This is a genomic window from Streptomyces sp. NPDC048521 (genome assembly GCF_043199855.1).
GTDB lineage: Bacteria > Actinomycetota > Actinomycetes > Streptomycetales > Streptomycetaceae > Streptomyces.
In genome coordinates, this window is sequence record NZ_JBICWR010000036.1 from 13,071 (window position 1) to 30,087 (window position 17,017).

General features: G+C 72.3%; 22 protein-coding genes and 1 pseudogene. 10 read left to right on the forward strand and 13 right to left on the reverse strand.

All coding sequences use genetic code 11. The features are described from left to right. Positions 1-3 precede the first annotated feature (3 nt). On the reverse strand, positions 4-645 hold the full coding sequence (locus tag ACGFRF_RS40805; RefSeq protein WP_393749083.1) for a SpoIIE family protein phosphatase: 642 nt from the start codon (positions 643-645) through the stop codon (positions 4-6). Between ACGFRF_RS40805 and ACGFRF_RS40810 the strand changes: the two genes are divergently transcribed. Beyond that, positions 644-1,264 carry a hypothetical protein gene (locus tag ACGFRF_RS40810; protein WP_393749085.1) on the forward strand — a complete coding sequence of 207 codons (621 nt, stop codon included), beginning with the start codon at positions 644-646 and terminating at the stop codon, positions 1,262-1,264. The genes ACGFRF_RS40805 and ACGFRF_RS40810 overlap by 2 nt on opposite strands. A gap of 18 nt (positions 1,265-1,282) precedes the next feature. On the opposite strand, the gene ACGFRF_RS40815 is transcribed toward ACGFRF_RS40810, so the two are convergent. Next, a complete protein-coding gene (locus tag ACGFRF_RS40815; RefSeq protein WP_393749071.1) occupies positions 1,283-1,939 on the reverse strand; it encodes a GNAT family N-acetyltransferase in 657 nt (218 codons plus the stop codon). Between the two features lie 642 nt (positions 1,940-2,581). Next, on the reverse strand, positions 2,582-3,145 hold the full coding sequence (locus ACGFRF_RS40820) for an ATP-binding protein (RefSeq protein ID WP_393749073.1): 564 nt from the start codon (positions 3,143-3,145) through the stop codon (positions 2,582-2,584). Positions 3,146-3,452: 307 nt separating this feature from the next. Between ACGFRF_RS40820 and ACGFRF_RS40825 the strand changes: the two genes are divergently transcribed. The 4 genes from ACGFRF_RS40825 to ACGFRF_RS40840 all read left to right on the forward strand — a co-directional run bounded on the left by ACGFRF_RS40825 (position 3,453) and on the right by ACGFRF_RS40840 (position 6,521). Next, positions 3,453-4,328: a helix-turn-helix domain-containing protein gene (locus ACGFRF_RS40825; protein ID WP_393749075.1), complete on the forward strand. Its 876-nt coding sequence runs from the start codon at positions 3,453-3,455 to the stop codon at positions 4,326-4,328. A gap of 84 nt (positions 4,329-4,412) precedes the next feature. After that, the gene (locus tag ACGFRF_RS40830) at positions 4,413-5,228 is read left to right on the forward strand and encodes an SAM-dependent methyltransferase (protein ID WP_393749077.1); all 816 of its coding nucleotides are present in this window, start codon (positions 4,413-4,415) and stop codon (positions 5,226-5,228) included. A 100-nt stretch (positions 5,229-5,328) separates the two neighbouring features. Beyond that, a complete protein-coding gene (locus ACGFRF_RS40835; RefSeq protein ID WP_393749079.1) occupies positions 5,329-5,805 on the forward strand; it encodes an SRPBCC domain-containing protein in 477 nt (158 codons plus the stop codon). A 215-nt stretch (positions 5,806-6,020) separates the two neighbouring features. Then, the gene (locus tag ACGFRF_RS40840; protein ID WP_393749081.1) at positions 6,021-6,521 is read left to right on the forward strand and encodes a hypothetical protein; all 501 of its coding nucleotides are present in this window, start codon (positions 6,021-6,023) and stop codon (positions 6,519-6,521) included. A 176-nt stretch (positions 6,522-6,697) separates the two neighbouring features. On the opposite strand, the gene ACGFRF_RS40845 is transcribed toward ACGFRF_RS40840, so the two are convergent. The 3 genes from ACGFRF_RS40845 to ACGFRF_RS40855 are packed head-to-tail and all read right to left on the reverse strand — an operon-like array spanning position 6,698 to position 8,042. Next, complete coding sequence (locus tag ACGFRF_RS40845) at positions 6,698-7,114, reverse strand: PP2C family protein-serine/threonine phosphatase (RefSeq protein WP_393749106.1); 417 nt, start codon at positions 7,112-7,114, stop codon at positions 6,698-6,700. Positions 7,115-7,119: 5 nt separating this feature from the next. Next, entirely contained in the window at positions 7,120-7,866 is a 747-nt protein-coding gene (locus ACGFRF_RS40850) for a PP2C family protein-serine/threonine phosphatase (RefSeq protein WP_393749087.1), read from the reverse strand. Positions 7,867-7,868: 2 nt separating this feature from the next. Beyond that, positions 7,869-8,042: a hypothetical protein gene (locus tag ACGFRF_RS40855; RefSeq protein WP_393749112.1), complete on the reverse strand. Its 174-nt coding sequence runs from the start codon at positions 8,040-8,042 to the stop codon at positions 7,869-7,871. A 1-nt stretch (position 8,043) separates the two neighbouring features. On the opposite strand from ACGFRF_RS40855, the pseudogene ACGFRF_RS40860 reads away from it, so the two are divergent. The 4 genes and pseudogenes from ACGFRF_RS40860 to ACGFRF_RS40875 form a co-directional block, all read left to right on the forward strand. After that, a pseudogene (locus tag ACGFRF_RS40860) lies at positions 8,044-8,331 on the forward strand (amino acid transporter); the annotation flags it as partial. Positions 8,332-8,447: 116 nt separating this feature from the next. Beyond that, positions 8,448-9,134, forward strand: a complete 687-nt coding sequence (locus ACGFRF_RS40865) for a hypothetical protein (protein WP_393749089.1) — start codon at positions 8,448-8,450, stop codon at positions 9,132-9,134. Further along, the gene (locus ACGFRF_RS40870; protein WP_393749091.1) at positions 9,131-9,409 is read left to right on the forward strand and encodes a BON domain-containing protein; all 279 of its coding nucleotides are present in this window, start codon (positions 9,131-9,133) and stop codon (positions 9,407-9,409) included. Before ACGFRF_RS40865 ends, ACGFRF_RS40870 begins: the two co-directional genes overlap by 4 nt. After that, a complete protein-coding gene (locus ACGFRF_RS40875; RefSeq protein WP_393749093.1) occupies positions 9,406-10,149 on the forward strand; it encodes a metallophosphoesterase in 744 nt (247 codons plus the stop codon). Before ACGFRF_RS40870 ends, ACGFRF_RS40875 begins: the two co-directional genes overlap by 4 nt. A gap of 16 nt (positions 10,150-10,165) precedes the next feature. Here the strand turns inward: ACGFRF_RS40875 and ACGFRF_RS40880 are convergent, their stop codons facing one another. After that, a complete protein-coding gene (locus ACGFRF_RS40880) occupies positions 10,166-11,413 on the reverse strand; it encodes an MFS transporter (protein WP_393749108.1) in 1,248 nt (415 codons plus the stop codon). Between the two features lie 377 nt (positions 11,414-11,790). Here ACGFRF_RS40880 and ACGFRF_RS40885 point away from each other — a divergent pair, with 377 nt between their 5' ends. Next, a complete protein-coding gene (locus ACGFRF_RS40885) occupies positions 11,791-12,027 on the forward strand; it encodes a hypothetical protein (protein WP_393749095.1) in 237 nt (78 codons plus the stop codon). A 35-nt stretch (positions 12,028-12,062) separates the two neighbouring features. Here the strand turns inward: ACGFRF_RS40885 and ACGFRF_RS40890 are convergent, their stop codons facing one another. The 6 genes from ACGFRF_RS40890 to ACGFRF_RS40915 all read right to left on the reverse strand — a co-directional run. Next, entirely contained in the window at positions 12,063-13,052 is a 990-nt protein-coding gene (locus ACGFRF_RS40890; protein ID WP_393749097.1) for an aldo/keto reductase, read from the reverse strand. A 186-nt stretch (positions 13,053-13,238) separates the two neighbouring features. Continuing rightward, positions 13,239-14,465, reverse strand: coding sequence for a cytochrome P450 (locus ACGFRF_RS40895; protein ID WP_393749099.1), 1,227 nt, complete (start codon positions 14,463-14,465; stop codon positions 13,239-13,241). Between the two features lie 100 nt (positions 14,466-14,565). Then, complete coding sequence (locus ACGFRF_RS40900) at positions 14,566-15,777, reverse strand: cytochrome P450 (RefSeq protein WP_393749101.1); 1,212 nt, start codon at positions 15,775-15,777, stop codon at positions 14,566-14,568. After that, entirely contained in the window at positions 15,774-16,400 is a 627-nt protein-coding gene (locus tag ACGFRF_RS40905; protein WP_393749102.1) for an ATP/GTP-binding protein, read from the reverse strand. The genes ACGFRF_RS40900 and ACGFRF_RS40905 overlap by 4 nt, the downstream gene beginning before the upstream one ends. Next, entirely contained in the window at positions 16,381-16,728 is a 348-nt protein-coding gene (locus tag ACGFRF_RS40910) for a DUF742 domain-containing protein (RefSeq protein ID WP_393749110.1), read from the reverse strand. Before ACGFRF_RS40910 ends, ACGFRF_RS40905 begins: the two co-directional genes overlap by 20 nt. A gap of 11 nt (positions 16,729-16,739) precedes the next feature. Continuing rightward, positions 16,740-17,017 (reverse strand): roadblock/LC7 domain-containing protein (locus tag ACGFRF_RS40915; RefSeq protein WP_393749104.1); only part of this gene is annotated, 278 nt, incomplete at its 5' end.

Consider the following 17,017-nt stretch of genomic DNA (forward strand, 5'->3'; position numbering starts at 1 on the left):
GCGTCACCGGGTCACGGTCCGGGATCTCCACCAGCAGGGCGGTGGCGAATCGCTCACCGCCTCCTCCGGCCTCTCCAGATCGACCGCGTAGCGGCTGACGCTCTGGTCCAGCGTGGCGGCCAGCTCCGCCAGCCGGACATGCCGGTGCGTGCTCTCCCGGAAGGCGCCGAGCAGCAGTGCGGCCTCACCGATGGCGGGCAGTCCCTTGCCGCGGACGTCGCCGATCAGGACGCGTACGGCGCCGTCGCAGAAGGACGCCGCGTACAGATCGCCGCCGATCTGCGCCTCGTCCTCGGCGGCCAGATAGAGGGAGGCGATCCGCAGCGGGCCGATCTGCTCCGGCAGCGGCCACATCAGCACGTGCTGGGCGGCCTCGGCGACGTTACGGACCTGGGCCAGCTGGGCCTGCCGGCGCTCGCGCAGCGCGCTGTGGAGGACGCAGAGCACCGAGAGCACCGCGAGGGTGATGATCTGCACGATGTGGTTCGTGGTGCCGAGCCCGCCGTGGGTGGCGCCGATCAGGACCTGGGCGGCCAGCGCGAGTGCTCCGACGGCCGCCGTCGCCCTGGATCCGGCGACGGACGGTGTGAGCGCGGGCGCGATCACCAGGGCCGGGCCGAGATGGACGCTGGTGGGCGTCTGCATGTCCACCACCGTGATGACCACGATGAGCGTGATCGGGAGAAGCAGCAGGGCGTGCGCCGACTGCCACAACTCCCCGCACCTGGAAGCCTTCAGGGCCAAGGAGTACGAGGTCCTGCTGCTCACCGACCCGGTGGACGAGATCTGGGTCGAGGCGGTGCGGGAGTACGACGGCCGGGAGTTCCAGTCCGTCGCGCGAGGCGCCGTGGACCTGCCGTCCGAACAGGAGCTGTCACAGGAGCGGTCCGGTGCGTACGCGCCCTTGCTGACGTGGCTCAACGAGACGCTCGACGACGTGAAGGACGTACGGCTGACGACCCGTCTGACCAGCTCGCCGGCGTGCCTGGTCAGTGATGCCGACGCCCTCACGCCGACGCTGGAGAAGATGTACCGGGCGATGGGCCAGGAACTCCCACCGGTGAAGCGCATCCTCGAGCTGAACCCCGAGCACCCGCTCGTCAGCGGGCTGAAGTCCGCGTACGAGCAGCGCGCCGCGGACCCGGAGCTGACCGAGACCGCCGAGCTGCTGTACGGCACCGCCCTGCTCGCGGAAGGGGGCGACCTGGCTGACCCGGCCCGTTTCGCCAAGCTGCTCGCCGACCGCCTCGCCAGGACCGTGTGACCGACGCCCCGCGCGGGATCAGCGGCAGCGGGACGCCGCAGTGGTGTCGTGCCGGTGCCAGACCGCGTCGACCACCCGGCCGTCGGGCAGGGTGTGCCGGCGCGGTCCCCGGTCCGGGACGAGGCCCGCGTGGGCCAGGGCCCGCCGGCTCGCGGTGTTCCCGGGCTCGGCGCCCGCCCGGACGGTGGCCAGCCCGGCGTGGGTGTGCGCGAGCGTGAGACCCGCTTGGAACAGCTCCGCACCCAGGCCCTGGCCGCGGCAGCCCGGCGCCAACCAGCCGCCCATCTCGCCGGAACGGTGATCCAGCTCGAGGGCGCCGGCATAACTGAGGTCTGACCTGCGCACGCAGACCAGGAACATCGGGTCGTCGGGTCCGGGCACGAACGGCTCGGCCAGCAGCCGGGGTACGCGGCGGCCGTCGTCGCCGGCGGGCCGCCACCGCAACAGGGCCCTTCGGGTACCGGGGTCGGGCACGACCTGGTCCGCCTGGGTGCCGAGCCACCGCTGCGCCTCGGCGTCCGCGCACGCGGCGAGCGCCGCCGCCACGTCCAGGCGGTGCCGCGGCGTGAACAGCAGCAGCCGTTCCGTGGCCAGGACGTGCCGGCCCGGCGCACACCGCCCGGGCACCGGCAGGCCGGGCGCGGCGCGGACCCGGCGGATGAGCGACCAGACCATGATTCCCTCGACCCCCGACGGAACGGCCGGCACGGCGGACCCGGAGTCCCCAGGGGATGCGAGCCGTCGACGGATGCGGACGATCCGCACCGGCGGTGAATCTAGCGGGTATCGGGTCCGGGTGTCGTATCCGCGGGGTGTCCGAGACGTCGTCCGCCCGCGGGTGAGTCGGCGGAGCGTGCCCTTGAGGGGTGCCGGTGATCCGTACGGGCGGTGAATGGGGGTGGCGGGGCCGGGTGTCGTATCCGGGGGTTTGGGACGTCGTCCGCCCGTGGGTGAGCCGGTGCCGGTGGATGGGGGCTGTCGAGGGGGTGCGGATGATGCGTTCGGGCGGTGAAGGGGGCGGGCGTCGTCCGGGCCTGGGTGAGTCAGGGATGCGGAGCGATCCCGGACCGGCCGGTGGATTCGGTGGGTGTCGGGGCCGCGTTTCGTGTCCCGGGGTGTTCTGAGCGCCGGACGGCCACGGGTGGAGCCGTGGGGTGGGGGCAGGGGGTCAGGCGGCCTGTTGGCGGGCTTCGGGCTTGGGGTGGGTGCGGGTCCAGGACGGGTCGGCGGCCGGGGCGGGGCGGGGGGCGGTGCGGTGCATGGCAATCCTCCGGACGGGTGGGGGACGGTCCGTGGGGTCGGAAGTGGTCGGGCGTGTCAGGAGCGGCCGACGGCCAGCTCCGCCCAGACGGCGCGTGCGGACCGGCCGGGCAGGGGTGTCACACCCCAGTCGCGGCTCAGGGCCTCGACGAGGAAGAGCCCGCGCCCGTGCTGGTCGTCGGGCCCGGGACGGCCCGCTGCCGGGACAGCGGGTCCGCCGTCCTGGTCCTCGACCTCGACGCGCACCCGCTCCGCGGTGCCGTGGAGCCGGCAGACGATCCGCTCGCCGCCCGCGTGCACCAGCGCGTTCGTGACCAGCTCGGAGGTCACGAGGACCACGTCGTCCCGGACGTCACGCGGCACGCCCCAGGTGGTCAGCAGGTCCCCGACGACTCTGCGGGCGGTGCGCACGGCCGCCGGGACGGCCGGCAGGTCGAAGGCGGCGGCGGAGCCAGGGAGCGGGGTCCCGGAGACGAGCGGGTCGGGGCCGTCGGGCCCGGGGAGTCGACCGAGGCGCTCGCCTCCGGGTGGTCTGCTGACGCCGACCGGGACCGGCGGTAGGTCCGGTCCCCGGTCCTCAGGACGTCGGTGGAGCGGTCGGGGGAGGGAGGGCGGAGCCATCGCCGTGCGCCTTTCGTCCGGCCTCGCGTGTGGGGGTGCCGGCCGGCCGCTCGCGCAGCAGACGACACACCGCCTCTTCGGAGGCCGTGGTGCGGCCCGGTCTCCCCCAACCCGGCCGCGCCGCCCGCTCCTTGGGTCGGCCGGAGCAGTGCCCCCACTCTGGCACCTGCCAACAACGACTCGCAACCGGCAAGTTGAAATTTGCAAGTGGCCACGTGCATGCTGCTTCCGCCAGCCGGTGATCGCACGGCGCGGGGAACTCCGATGCCTGCCGGGCCGGCCCTGAGACCTGGCGAGGGGGTGGGGTGTGACCGCGGAGACCGACTGGGGCGGTGCCCCTTCCGTACTGCGCATGATCCTCGGCCGGCAACTGGAGGAGCTGCGGACCCGGGCCGGTCTCGGCTACGCCGAGGCGGGCGCGGCCATCGGTGTCAGCCACTCCACGATCCGCCGCATGGAGGCCGCCAAGGTGGCCCGGCTGCGGCTCGCGGACGCCGAGAAACTGCTGCGGGTCTACGGCGTCACCGACCAGCAGGAGATCGACACCTTCCTGCAGTCCGTGCGCGAGGCCAACAAGCGCGGCTGGTGGCACACCTACCGCGATGTGATGCCCGACTGGTTCGCCGCCTATCTCAGCCTGGAACAGGCCGCGTCGCAGATCCGTGCGTACGAGAACCAGTTCGTGCACGGTCTGCTGCAGACCGAGGACTACGCGCGCGCCCTGCTCGGCGCGGCCAATCCGCACGCCTCCGCCGAGGCCACCGAACGCCGGGTGGCGCTGCGCATGCGCCGCCAGGAGCTGCTGGCCAGGAAGGCACCGCCGCGGCTGTGGGTGGTGATGGACGAGACCGTGCTGCGCTGGCCGGTCGGCGGGTCCGAGGTGATGCGTGCGCAGATCGACCGTCTCATCGAGGTCAACCGGCTGCCGCAGGTGACGGTGCAGCTGATGCCGTTCGCCAACGGGCCGCATCCCGCGATGCGGGCGGGCGCCTTCCACCTCTTCCGGTTCCGGGCTCCCGAACTGCCGGACATCGTCTACCTCAACGGCCTCGTCGGGGCCGTCTACCTCGACAAGGCCGACGACGTCGTGGTGTACCGCGAGGCACTCGACCGGGTGGGCGCCCAGGCCGCGCCGGCCCGGAAGACCGAGGCCCTGCTCGGCACGATCCGCAAGGAGTTGTGATCCTGCCCGCGGTGAGAGAACTCCCTTGGAAGCAATCCTCGTTGCGCGAGTCCCACACCCCCCGACCCGAATGGGAGACACGGCGTGCCCGACAACGGATGGCCGGCCGACCGGATCGACACCGAGAACGCCCACTCCGCCCGCATCTACGACTACATACTCGGCGGCAAGGACTACTACCCGGCCGACAAGGAGGCCGGTGACGCCATGTCCCGGGAGTGGCCCGCCCTCCCGGTCCACATGCGTGCCAACCGCGACTTCATGAACCGCGCCGTGCGCTGGCTCGCCGAGGAGGCGGGCATGCGCCAGTTCCTGGACATCGGCACCGGCATCCCGACCTCGCCCAACCTGCACGAGATCGCCCAGGCCGTGGCCCCCGACTCCCGGGTGGTCTATGTCGACAACGACCCGATCGTCCTCACCCTCTCCCAGGGCCTGCTCGCCAGCGCCCCCGAGGGCCGCACCGCCTACATCGAGGCCGACTTCCGCGACCCGGCCGCCATTCTGGACGCCCCCGAGCTGCGCGAGACCCTGGACCTGAGCCGGCCGGTCGCGCTCACGGTGATCGCCATCGTCCACTTCATGCTGGACGAGGACGACGCGGTCGGCGTCGTACGCCGCCTGCTGGAACCGCTGCCCCCGGGCAGCTACCTGGCCATGTCCATCGGCACCGCCGAGTTCGCGCCCGCGGAGGTGGGCCGGGTGGCCCGCGAGTACGCGGCCCGCAACATGCCGATGCGGCTGCGCACCATCGACGAGGCCCACGAGTTCTTCGCGGGCCTGGAACTGGCCGAACCGGGCATCGTCCAGGTGCACAAGTGGCACCCCGACGGCACCGGCGAGAAGGACATCCGCGACGAGGACATCGCGATGTACGGCGCGGTCGCCCGCAAGCCGTGACAGACCCGGGGCCGGGGTCCGACCCACCTCCCGGACCCCGGCCCCGTCCATGCCGTACGACGGGCCGGGCCGCCCCCTTCCGAGCCGGTAGCGTGGGGCCGTGTACGCCACCCGAGTCACCCGGCGCGTGCAGGCGCCCCCGCGGGATGTCTACCGGGCCCTGCTCGACCCGGACGCGCTGGCCGCCTGGCGGGTCCCGGCCGGCATGACCGCCCAGGTCCACACCTTCCAGGCCCGTGAGGGCGGGGCCTTCCGGATCTCCCTCACCTACGGCGACGAGGGCGGCACCGGCAAGTCCGGCGCGCACACCGACAGCTACCACGGCCACTTCGCCCGCCTCGTGCCCGACGCCCTCGTCGTCGAGGTGTTCGCGTTCGAGACCGAGGACGACGCCCTGCGCGGCACCATGACCATGACGACGACCCTCACCGCGAGCGACGGCGGCACGGACGTGGAGATCCTGCACGAGGGCATCCCCGACGCCGTCCCCCGCGCCGACAACGAGCTGGGCACCCGCATGGCCCTCGACAACCTCGCCCGGCTGGTGGAAGAGCGGCTGCCACCCGAACCGGAATGACCGACGGGAATGACCGACCGGAATGACCGAAAGGAAGAGGTGACTCGTCCGGAATTCGCCGCAACCCTTTCCGCACCTCAACTCCTGGGAATCCCTGGGAAACGAAGAGGAAAGAAAGACGGAAGAAGCGGAACCGGAGCGAGGGAAATGAGGTCTTAAGGTCCGTCGACGGCCGGGATCGGGCCGGTCGCGAAGAAACCGGGGGAATGACACAGATGTCCGTACGCAACCGCAAGACCCTCCTCACCGCCGTGGCTCTCACCGCCGGCCTGAGCCTCGCCGCCGTGACGCCCGCCCTCGCGGGGAGCACCGCGAGCCACACCACCCGCGCCGCCGCCGTGTCGTCCGCCCAGGGCGACCCGCGCGACGTCACCCAGCACGTGGCCGACTTCTACGGCGCCTACATCGACTGCGTCTGGGCCACCGAGGACCCGTCGGCCGTCGCCGGCGCCAAGGCGCTGCGGGCCTTCTACCTCTCCGCCGACGCCCAGAAGAAGGTCGCCGCCTACGAGGAGAAGGAGCACGCCGACGGCATCCTGTTCGCACAGAACGTGCCGGTGAAGTGGAAGGTGACCTACACCGGTTCCGGTGCGGGCCACGCCACCAGCCGGGTCACCCTGACCTGGAGCGACGGGCCGAACGCGCAGGTCAGCAGGATCGACGTCCAGTCCGACCTGAAGACCCTCGAGATCACCGACCTCAAGCCGGTCGGCTGACCCGGAGGACGGGGCGTGCGCCCCGCCCCGCCCCACTCGGGGCTGGGCGCACGCCCGCAGTGCCGGCGGGGGCGCGGGCGGTGCCGGCGGAGGCGTCACCTTCAAGCGGGCCCCCGTCGAACGCCGGGACGCCGACACACGGGCGAAGGAACGTCTCGGGCACCGGCAGCCAGGGGTCAGCCGTGGGAGCCGGGGCCGGGCCGGGAGGTGCCGCCGCCGATCGCGCGGCCGTGGTGTCGGTGCCGGCCGGCCGGCGTGCGGTGCAGCGCGATCAGCGCGGCGTCGTCGTCCAGCCGGCCGCCGACGTGGGTGAGCAGATCACGCCGCAGGTGGTGCATCAGCGCCTCGGGGCTGTCCTCGCTCCAGCGCGCGACCCGCTCGGCGAGCGGGTAGAACCGCCCGCGGGCGTCCCGTGCCTCCACCACACCGTCCGTGTAGAGCAGCAGCGTGTCGCCGGGTTCGAAGGAGAACACGTCCAGGATGTGCTCGCCGCCGGCGTTCACACCGAGCCGCGGTGACGGGTGCAGGCTGGGCATCGTGACGACATGCCCGGGGCTCAGCAGCAGGGGCGGCGGATGACCGCAGCTGGTCATCCGCGTCACCGGGTCACGGTCCGGGATCTCCACCAGCAGGGCGGTGGCGAATCGCTCACCGCCTCCTCCGGCCTCTCCAGATCGACCGCGTAGCGGCTGACGCTCTGGTCCAGCGTGGCGGCCAGCTCCGCCAGCCGGACATGCCGGTGCGTGCTCTCCCGGAAGGCGCCGAGCAGCAGTGCGGCCTCACCGATGGCGGGCAGTCCCTTGCCGCGGACGTCGCCGATCAGGACGCGTACGGCGCCGTCGCAGAAGGACGCCGCGTACAGATCGCCGCCGATCTGCGCCTCGTCCTCGGCGGCCAGATAGAGGGAGGCGATCCGCAGCGGGCCGATCTGCTCCGGCAGCGGCCACATCAGCACGTGCTGGGCGGCCTCGGCGACGTTACGGACCTGGGCCAGCTGGGCCTGCCGGCGCTCGCGCAGCGCGCTGTGGAGGACGCAGAGCACCGAGAGCACCGCGAGGGTGATGATCTGCACGATGTGGTTCGTGGTGCCGAGCCCGCCGTGGGTGGCGCCGATCAGGACCTGGGCGGCCAGCGCGAGTGCTCCGACGGCCGCCGTCGCCCTGGATCCGGCGACGGACGGTGTGAGCGCGGGCGCGATCACCAGGGCCGGGCCGAGATGGACGCTGGTGGGCGTCTGCATGTCCACCACCGTGATGACCACGATGAGCGTGATCGGGAGAAGCAGCAGGGCGTGCGCCGACTGCCACGGCTGCCGCGTGGCCGCGACCTTCGGCCCGGCTCTCATGGCTACCAGCGTGCTCCCGGGCCGGTGCGGCGGCCACTCGCCGCGGGAGGGCGCCGTGGGATGCGACGCAGGTCACAGGGAAGAAGCGGAATGGCGGTGAGCGCGTAGTAGAAGCAGATCATCAGACCGAGGGCGTAGATGGTGTCGACCAGGACGTGCTCGCTCAGCAGCGACATGCGCCGCGACCTCGCCCGCTCCGCCCGCGACGCCGTCTTCGAGGGCCTCTTCCCGGTCCTCGGCGGCCTGCTGCTCACCGCCGTGTTCGGCAAGACGCTGTCCGACATGTGGAATCCGGCCTACGGCAGCGGTTCCGCCGTGCTCGGCGTCGGCTCCGTCTTCGTCATCGGCGTCGGACTGCTGCTCCTCGGCGTCCTGATCATGCTGGTGATGCGGCGCCACAGCCCGGCCTTCTTCCGCGGACAGGTCCTCACCGCGGGAACGCCGGCGCTCGTCGTGGAGGACTGAGCCGCACCCAACCGTTTTCCGGTGTGCCGTGTCGGTACGGGCCCCCCGGGTACCCGAAGGACCCCCGAGGCCGGTTCGGCCGACCGGGGTGCAGGGTGTCCGCGAATGGAGAGGTCATGACGCACAACGGGGAGGAAACCGCGCCCGCCCGGCGACCGGAGGTCACCGAGCTGCGCCTCGCCACGGACGGAACCGACCAACAGGTGTCGCCCGCACCGGAGGCGTCGAATCTGCCCCAGGACCGCAGCCAGGCGATCCTGGAGGCCGCCAAGCAGATCGGCGCCCTCCTCAAGCGCGCGAGCCACCCCTTCGCCCTGGCGGGGAGCGTGGCCGTCTACGCCCACGGCGGCAGCCGCTACCTCCAGCACGACGCCGACTTCTGCGTCCTGCCCGAGGACGCCGATGCGGTGGCCGCCACGCTGCGCGAGGCGGGCCTGGCCGTACGGATCCCGCCGGAGGACTGGCTGCTGAAGACCACCTGCCACGGGCAGAACGTCGACATCATCTTCGCGCTCGCGCACCAGCCCGTCACCAAGGACATGCTCGACCGGGCCCACACGCTGCCGGTCGACTCGGTCCTCATGCCCGTACTGTCCCCGACCGATCTGATCCGCAGCCTGATCAGTGCCTTCTCGGAGCACTACTGCGACTTCGGCTCGGTCCTGCCGGTGGCCCGCGCCGTCCGCGAGAAGGTCGACTGGGACACCGTGCGGGCGAGCTGCGGCGACCAGCCCATGCCGGCCGCCTTCCTCTTCCTCCTCGAACGGCTGAACGTGATCGACCCACAGGAGGGGCAGCCATGACCGACGCAAGCCCGCCGACATCGCCTGCGGCGGCGAACCTCGACTACCGCGTCGCCCACGTCGCCGAGCACCTCGCCTCCGGACACCTGGGGGAACTCGGCGTACGACTGGAACCGCACGGTGACGCGGTCCTGCTGACCGGGACCGTGCCGTCCACCCAGTGCCGGGACGAGATCCTGCGCATGGTCCGCGAGGAACTGGCGGGGCACCCGGTCCACTGCGACCTTCTCGTCGCGGGGACCTCCTCGCCCGACCACGGGGAGGACCTGACATGATCCGCGTCGCGGCCGTCGGGGACATCCACATGGGCCCCGAGAGCCAGGGCACGCTGCGCCCGTCCTTCGAGACGCTGCCCGACTGCGCCGACGTCCTGCTGCTCGCCGGCGACCTCACCCGGCACGGCACGGCGGAGGAGGCCACGATCGTCGCCCGGGAGATCAAGGATCTCGGGGTGCCGGTCGTCGCCGTCCTCGGCAACCACGACCACCACGACGAACGGCCCGAGGAGGTCACCGCGATCCTCCGGGACGCGGGCGCCCACGTCCTGGAAGGGCAGGCGGCCGTCGTCACCTCCGACGGGGCACGGATCGGGGTGGCCGGCACCAAGGGCTTCGGCGGCGGCTTCGTCGGCCGGTGCGCCGGGGAGTTCGGCGAACCGCTCATGAAGGAGTTCGTCCGCTACACCCGCCGCTGCGCCGACGGCCTGCACACCGCCCTGAAGGACCTGGGCGACTGGAACTGCGACGTGCGGATCGCGCTGACCCACTTCTCGCCGGTACCGGACACGCTGGCCGGGGAGCCGCCGGAGATCTATCCCTTCCTCGGCAGCTATCTGCTCGCGGAGGCCATCGACACCGGGGGTGCCGACCTCGCCGTGCACGGCCACGCCCACGCCGGCACCGAGCACGGCATGACCAGCGGAGGTGTCCGCGTACGCAATGTCGCCCAGCCGGTGATCGGACAGGCGTTCCACGTGTACCACCTGCCGGGCCGGGAGCCGCAGCAGCGGACGTGAGCCAGGGGGCCCGGCGTCAGGCGGCCGTGCCCAGAGCCTCCCGGCCGGTCACGTCGCCGTCCTTGGCGGGCAGCGTCAGCGGCACCGGGACAGCGCGCCGGCGGACCAGCAGGCCCGCGCCGATCGACCCGGCGACGAGCAGTCCACCGGCGACCAGGGCGCCGCGCGCCCCGGCCCACTCCATGAGCAGCCCCAGCAAGGGCGGCCCACCGAGGCCCCACACCGTGCCGATGCTGCTCCACACACCGAGCACCCGGCCGCGCAGACGGGCGGGTGGATCGGTCTGCAGCACGGCCGTACCGGCGGTGTCGGAGACCGACTCCACCACGGCCATCGGCAGCACCAGCACCAGCAGGACGGCCAGCGACGGCGACAGCCCCGCCACCACCTGCAGCAGCGCACCGGCGGCCGCGAGCAGACCCACGGTCCGGACGGACGGCTTGCGCAGCCGGGCGCCGAGGACCGCACCGAGGATGCCGCCGACGGCCAGCACCGTGGAGACCGTGCCGAACGCCCCGGCGCCGCCGGCGAGCGGGCCGGTGACGAGGACGGCGAGCGTGAGGCCGTAGTTGCGGCCGAAGACGGAACTGATCCCGGTGATGCCCGCGAGCGCGACCAGACGGGGACGGCGCACGAAGAAGGTCAGCCCCTCCCGCACGGTCATCTCCGCGCGCGCCGGGACGGCCCGCACCTGAGTCGCCGGCTCCTGGACGGCACCGGGTGCGGGCCGCAGGAACGGCACGACCGACGCGACGAACAGGAACGACAGCCCGTTGGCGGCGTACGCGGCGGACGTGCCGAGGAAGCCGACGGTCACACCGGCCAGGCCGGTGCCGGCCAGCCGGCCCGCGCTGTGCACGAGCGCGCCCACGCCGATCGCCGACGGCACGTCCTCCACGGGCACGAGATCGTTGCCGAGCAGCGCGCACGCCGGTCCGTCGACGGTGGCGATGACGCCGGTCACGGCGGCCAGTACCAGCAGCGCCGTCATGTCGATCCGGTCCAGGGCCACGAGCAGCGCCGTGGTGAACGCCACCGCACCGAGCAGGGCCTGGCTGACGGCGACCGTCAGCTTCCGGGGCCAGCGGTCCACGGCCGCGCCGCCCAGCAGGCTGACGAACAGCGCGGGCGCCGCCTGCACGGACATCGACAGACCGGTGGCCGCCGCCGAACCGGTGATGTGCAGCACCAGCAGGTTCTGCACCGTGAGCTGCATCCAGGTACCGGCGTTGGAGACGAAGTTCGCGGCCGACCACCAGCTCATCCCGCGGTGGCGCAGGGACCGCCACGGCGAACGCGAGGCGGCGGTACGGGACACGGACGTGGGCAGGGCAGGGGCAGCAGACACGGCGGGGTACTCGACAACCAGGGGAGTGGAAGAGAGACCGGCGGAACCCGTCGGGCCGGCTGCGCTGCATGGCCGGGCCGCCTGGTCAGGGCGCCGACCATGCTGGCAGACGGGAGGGGCGAGTCGTCACCGGCAACCCCTGCCGACCGGTGCCTGCCAACGCCAAAAGACCCTGCCCGTACGTCACTTGGGCCCCCGCGTGTGCTTCCTCACAGGCCTTCCCGCGCCGCGTGGCGTACGGGCTGCGCGGTGAGACACAGCACACCGGGCGGCCCTGCCGAAGAAGGCCTGCGATGCACTGCAACCAGCACGGACGGACCGCGCTGCCGGACCCCCGGTCACGCTCCGGCGCGGTCGGTCACCGCTTTCCCCGCACGGGTACCGGACCGGCCACCGCGCGCACCGCGCTGCGCCTGCGGCGGCTGCCGTCCGCCGTCCTCCTCCCGCTCTTCGCCGCGGCGACGGCCGTCTTCGCCGTCCTCGTGGTGGTGTCGCGGCGCAGACGGCGGGAGAGGTCCGAAGCGCCCTGAGGGGGCGCGGGGACCTGCGTCGCCCGCGCCCTCGGCTAACGATTGACCGCTCGCATCCCCGCCTCGTCGTACCGTTCGCCCGCCGCCTCGGGCAGCTCGGCGTCGATGCGGGCCAGGTCCTGTCCGGTCAGCTCGATGTCGACCGCGGCGGCGTTCTGTTCCAGGTAGGTGCGGCGCTTGGTGCCCGGGATCGGCACCAGGTCCTCGCCCTGGGCCAGCACCCAGGCGATGGCCAGCTGGGCCGGGGTCACGTCCTTCTCGGCGGCGATCTCCTTCACCTTCGCCGCGAGCCGCAGGTTCGCCTCCAGGTTGGCGTCGGTGAAGCGAGGGTTGCTGCGCCGGAAGTCGTTCTCGTCCAGCTCGTCCGGGGAGCTGAAGCGGCCCGCGAGGAAGCCGCGGCCGAGCGGCGAGTACGGCACGAAGCCGATGCCCAGCTCCCGGCAGGTGGGCAGCACCTCGGCCTCCACGTCCCGCGTCCACAGCGAGTACTCGCTCTGCACCGCGGTGATCGGGTGAACGGCGTGGGCGCGCCGGATGGTCTCCGCGCTCGCCTCGCTCAGCCCGATGTACCGCACCTTGCCCTCGGCGACCAGTTCGCCCAGCGCGCCGACGGTCTCCTCGATGGGCACGTTCGGGTCGACCCGGTGCTGGTAGTACAGATCGATGTGGTCGGTGCCCAGGCGCTCCAGCGAACCGTGGACCGAGCTGCGCACATGCTCGGCCGAGCCGTCCTGCCGGCCGACCGTGCTCATGTCGCCGGGTACGGCGTCGTCCATCCGGTAGTTGAACTTCGTCGCGATCACGTACGCGTCGCGGTGTCCCCGTATCGCCTCGCCGACCAGCGACTCGTTGGTGAGCGGGCCGTAGACCTGCGCGGTGTCGAGGAAGTCGATCCCGAGTTCCAGGGCACGCCGGATGGTCGCGAGGCCCTCCTCGTGGTCGGCGGAGCCGTAGAAGGCGGACATCCCCATGCATCCGAGGCCGATGGCCGATACCTGGAGGTCTCCCAGACTGCGCTTCTGCATGTGCGTCCCAGCCTTTCGTGCACATTCGTCGGTCGTTCTCCGGGCGCGAGGGCCTTCTTCCATCTAGCGACGGATTCCGGAACCCGGCATCCCGTGGGGAAGGCCGGGTGGTGCGGACACCTGCGCGCGCCGTTCGCGACGCTACGAGTTGGAGCGCTCTCCAAGTCAAGGCGGGCCGTGGCAGGGCTACGGATTCAACCGCACCGGCAGCTCGAACAGGTCGTTCTGCGTGACCACCGGCTTGTTGCGCAGCTCCGTCGCGGGCACCGCCAGGTCCAGGCCGGGGAAGCGGGCGTACAGCGCGGGCAGCGCCACGCCGGCCTCCAGGCGGGACAGGGCGGCACCCGGGCACACGTGCGGGCCGTGACCGAAGGAGATGTGCCGGTTCTTCGTCTCGCGGGTGATGTCGAACTCCCCGGCGCTCGGCCCGTGCGCCTTCTCGTCGCGGCCGATCGCGCCGTACGACACGATGAGCGCGTCCCCGGCCGGGATCACCTTGTCGCCGACCGGCACGTCCTCGGTCGCGAACCGGATCAGGACATGGGAGGTGGGGGTGGAGAAACGCAGCGTCTCCTCGATCACCGCCGACCAGTCGGCCCCGCCCGACAGCACCAGGTCGCGCTGGTCGGGGTGGGTGGAGAGGTTGACGACTGCGTTGACGATGAGGGAGATCGTCGTCTCGTGGCCCGCCGCCACCATCAGCTGGAGCGTGGAGACGATCTCCTCGTCCGTGAGCCGGTCGCCGTCCTGAGAGGCGAGGATCAGCGCGCTGGTCAGGTCGTCGCCCGGCTCCGCCCGCTTCGCCGCCACCGTCTCGGCCATGATCTGCGCCAGCTCGGTGAGGGTCGCGACGACCTCCTGGGGCGGGGTCTGCGTGGAGAAGAACTTCTCGAACAGCACCTTCAGCCGGGGCAGCCGCGCCTCCTCGATGCCCATGAGGTCGGCGACGACGTACATGGGCAGCGGGTAGGCGAAGGCCGCCTTCAGGTCGACGGTGTCCGCACCGGCGGGCAGGGCGTCCAGCAGGTCCTGGGTGAGCTTCGCGATGCGCTCCCGCATCAGCTCCACCCGGCGCGGGGTGAGCGCCTGCGCGACCAACGTGCGCAGCCGGCGGTGGTCGGCGCCGTCCACGGTGAGCATGGAGCGGCCCGGGTTGGCGAGGCCGATCAGCGGCCAGTCCGCGGGTATCTCGCCGCGCTGCCAGGCGCCCCACACGTTGATGTCCTTCACCAGACGCGGATCGGTGAGCAGGGCCTTGGCCTCGGCGTGGTGGGTGACGGCCCACACCGGGACGCCGCCCGGCAGTTCGACGGCGGCGAGCGGGCCGGCCGCGCGCAGCGCCGCGCTCTCGCCGTCCAGATCGGTGACGAAGGGGTCGAGGGCGATGCGGGATGCTTCGGTGCCGGTCGTCATCGTGACGTGCCTCCCAGGGCAGGGGTCGAAGTACTGCGCCAGTGCGGGGGCGACCCCCGAACTCCCGGCGTACATGCGGGTCGGCCGAGGCGACGCGGGATCAGAGGGCGGGTACGGGAGTGAACCGGACGGGCAACCGGGTCAGTCCCCTGAGCCAGGGCGAGGGCCGACGGTCGAGGGACTCGGCGGGCACCGCCAGGTCGATGTCCGGCAGCCGGTCCAGGACGACCTCGATACCGGTCCGGGCGATCACCTCGGCGATCTCCTGCGCCGGGAACGGGCAGCGGTGCTCACCGTGGCCGAAGGAGAAGTGCGCGCCGTTGCCGCCGGTCAGTGCGGAGGCGTCGGTACGCACCTGCGGATCGGAGTTGGCGCCCTGCAGGCCGAGCAGCAGCAGATCGCCGGCCCGGATGCGGCGGCCGCCGAGGTGCGTGTCCCGGGCGGCCCAGCGGCCGGCCACGTTCTGCGTGGGCGTGTCCTCCCACAGCACCTCGTTCATCGCCTCGGCGACGCTGTGCCGGCCGCCGAACAGCGAGGCGGCGAACCGGTCGTCGGTGAGCATCAGCCGCAGCGAGTTGCCGATCCAGTCGGCGGTCGGCTGGTGCCCGGCCGCCATCATCACCATCAGGTCCTGAGCGATCTCCTCGTCACTGAAGCCGCTGTCGTCGGCGAGCATCCGGGAGACCACGTCCTCGGCGGGCTCCTTCTTCCGGTCGGCGAGCAACTGCGCCATGGACGTGGCCAGATGGGCCTGCCCGGCAAGGGCCCGATCCCGGCCGTCGATCATGTCGTTGAGGGCGGTGACCAGGCCCGGACCGTCCTCGTCCGGGAAGCCGTAGAGCCGGGCCAGGACCCGGACCGGCAGCAGCATCGCGTACTGCGCGATCAGGTCGGCCTCGCCCGCGGCGCACAACGCGTCGAGCAGCTCGTCCGCGAACCGCTCGGCGTGCCGCCGCAGTTCGAAGGGGTCCACCGCCTCCAGTGCGTTGCTGATCATCGCCGCGCGCTGCCGGTGCCGTTCGCCGACCGTGTAGAGGATCGACGGCTGCTTGTGGCCGATCATCGGCAGCAGCGGCCAGTCGGCGGGGATGTTCTCCCACTGGTTCCACAGGTCCGAGTCCCGGCTGAACAGCACCGGGTCGCCGGTCACCTGGTGCAGTTCCCGGTAACCCACCACCAGCCAGGCGGGAACGTCACCGTCGAGCAGCACCGGTACCACGGCGCCGTGGTCGCGCCGCATCTCCCGGTACAGCCGGGCGGGTTCGGTCTGGAACCGGGGTCCGCTGAGCGGGACGGCGTCGGACGTGGTCACACGAACTCCTGTCGGGGCAGGCCCGCCCGCGCGGACGGGTCGGCGTACCGGTTCTTCACGTGCTGGACCAGCGTGATCAGAACCTGCTTGCTGGAGGCGCGGGAGCGGGCGTCGCAGTCGATCAGCGGCACGTGCGGGTCCAGGTCGAGAGCCTCGCGCACGTCCTCGCCGGCGCGGACGGGGCCGCCGAAGTCGTTGCAGGCCACGATGAACGGCGTGCCGTGGTGCTCCAGGCGGTCGATGGCGTACCAGGAGTCGCCGATCCTGCGGGTGTCGACCAGCACGACCGCGCCGAGCGTGCCGGAGAACAGCCGGTCCCACAGGAACCAGAAGCGCTCCTGGCCCGGCGCGCCGAACAGGTACAGCACGTTGTGCGCGTCCAGGCTGATCCGGCCGAAGTCGAAGGCGACCGTGGTGGCGGTCTTGCCGCGCACCTGGCGGATGTCGTCGACCGTCTCGCCGGCCTGGGTCATCGTCTCCTCGGTGTTGAGGGGACGGATCTCGCTGACGGAGCGGACCAGGGTGGTCTTGCCGACGCCGAAGCCGCCCACGACCACGATCTTGAGTCCGTTGTCGGCGGAGGCACCCAACGGGGTGCGCACGTCAGAGGTTGCGGAGTCCAACGAGCACCTGCTCCAGGATGTCGGGGTCGGTTATGGCCGGCCTGCGCGGATGACGGGCGCTGACGCGGCCTGCCGCCAGCAGGTCGCACAGCAGCACCTTGGTGATGCTCACCGGCAGCCGCAGCTCGGCGGCGATCTCCACCACCGCGGTGGGGAACCGGGCCGTCTCGAGGATCGCCACGTGCTCCGACTGCATGCCGGCCACCGGCTCCGACTCGGCGACCACCAGGGTGACGAGGTCGAAGGGGTTGTCCGGGTCGGTCCGGCTGCGTCCCTGAGTGATGGTGTACAGGCGGTCGGGAGCGTCGTCCCTGCCCGGACGGCCCATGCCGGGACCGCTCATGAGGCGCGGGGCGGAGCGGTCAGGTGCTCGCCGAGCTGCTCCACCAGTTCGCTCATGTTGTGCCCGACGACGCCGGCGTCCGCGTCCTCCGTGGTGACGACGGCCAGATGAGCGCCCTCGCCCGCCTCCACGATGAACAGCACGCCGCCGTAGAACTCCGTCATCGCCGAGCGTACGCCGCCGCTGCCGTCGCCGAACTCGACGGACGCCCCGTGCGACAGCGACTGGATTCCGGCGGCGATCGCCGCCAGCTGGTCGGCCTGGTCGACGCTCA

Bases quoted from the DNA above. Each gene is read 5' to 3' on its own strand.
- ACGFRF_RS40890 (WP_393749097.1), bottom strand. From the start codon at position 13,052: ATGCAGAAGCGCAGTCTGGGAGACCTCCAGGTATCGGCCATCGGCCTC.
- ACGFRF_RS40850 (WP_393749087.1), bottom strand. From the start codon at position 7,866: ATGAGAGCCGGGCCGAAGGTCGCGGCCACGCGGCAGCCGTGGCAGTCG.
- ACGFRF_RS40870 (WP_393749091.1), top strand. From the start codon at position 9,131: ATGACCGACGCAAGCCCGCCGACATCGCCTGCGGCGGCGAACCTCGAC.
- ACGFRF_RS40855 (WP_393749112.1), bottom strand. From the start codon at position 8,042: ATGTCGCTGCTGAGCGAGCACGTCCTGGTCGACACCATCTACGCCCTC.
- ACGFRF_RS40895 (WP_393749099.1), bottom strand. From the start codon at position 14,465: ATGACGACCGGCACCGAAGCATCCCGCATCGCCCTCGACCCCTTCGTC.
- ACGFRF_RS40805 (WP_393749083.1), bottom strand. From the start codon at position 645: ATGCAGACGCCCACCAGCGTCCATCTCGGCCCGGCCCTGGTGATCGCG.
- ACGFRF_RS40815 (WP_393749071.1), bottom strand. From the start codon at position 1,939: ATGGTCTGGTCGCTCATCCGCCGGGTCCGCGCCGCGCCCGGCCTGCCG.
- ACGFRF_RS40840 (WP_393749081.1), top strand. From the start codon at position 6,021: ATGTCCGTACGCAACCGCAAGACCCTCCTCACCGCCGTGGCTCTCACC.
- ACGFRF_RS40875 (WP_393749093.1), top strand. From the start codon at position 9,406: ATGATCCGCGTCGCGGCCGTCGGGGACATCCACATGGGCCCCGAGAGC.
- ACGFRF_RS40820 (WP_393749073.1), bottom strand. From the start codon at position 3,145: ATGGCTCCGCCCTCCCTCCCCCGACCGCTCCACCGACGTCCTGAGGAC.
- ACGFRF_RS40845 (WP_393749106.1), bottom strand. From the start codon at position 7,114: ATGACCAGCTGCGGTCATCCGCCGCCCCTGCTGCTGAGCCCCGGGCAT.
- ACGFRF_RS40810 (WP_393749085.1), top strand. From the start codon at position 644: ATGTCCACCACCGTGATGACCACGATGAGCGTGATCGGGAGAAGCAGC.
- ACGFRF_RS40910 (WP_393749110.1), bottom strand. From the start codon at position 16,728: ATGGGCCGTCCGGGCAGGGACGACGCTCCCGACCGCCTGTACACCATC.
- ACGFRF_RS40885 (WP_393749095.1), top strand. From the start codon at position 11,791: ATGCACTGCAACCAGCACGGACGGACCGCGCTGCCGGACCCCCGGTCA.
- ACGFRF_RS40880 (WP_393749108.1), bottom strand. From the start codon at position 11,413: ATGAGCTGGTGGTCGGCCGCGAACTTCGTCTCCAACGCCGGTACCTGG.
- ACGFRF_RS40865 (WP_393749089.1), top strand. From the start codon at position 8,448: ATGACGCACAACGGGGAGGAAACCGCGCCCGCCCGGCGACCGGAGGTC.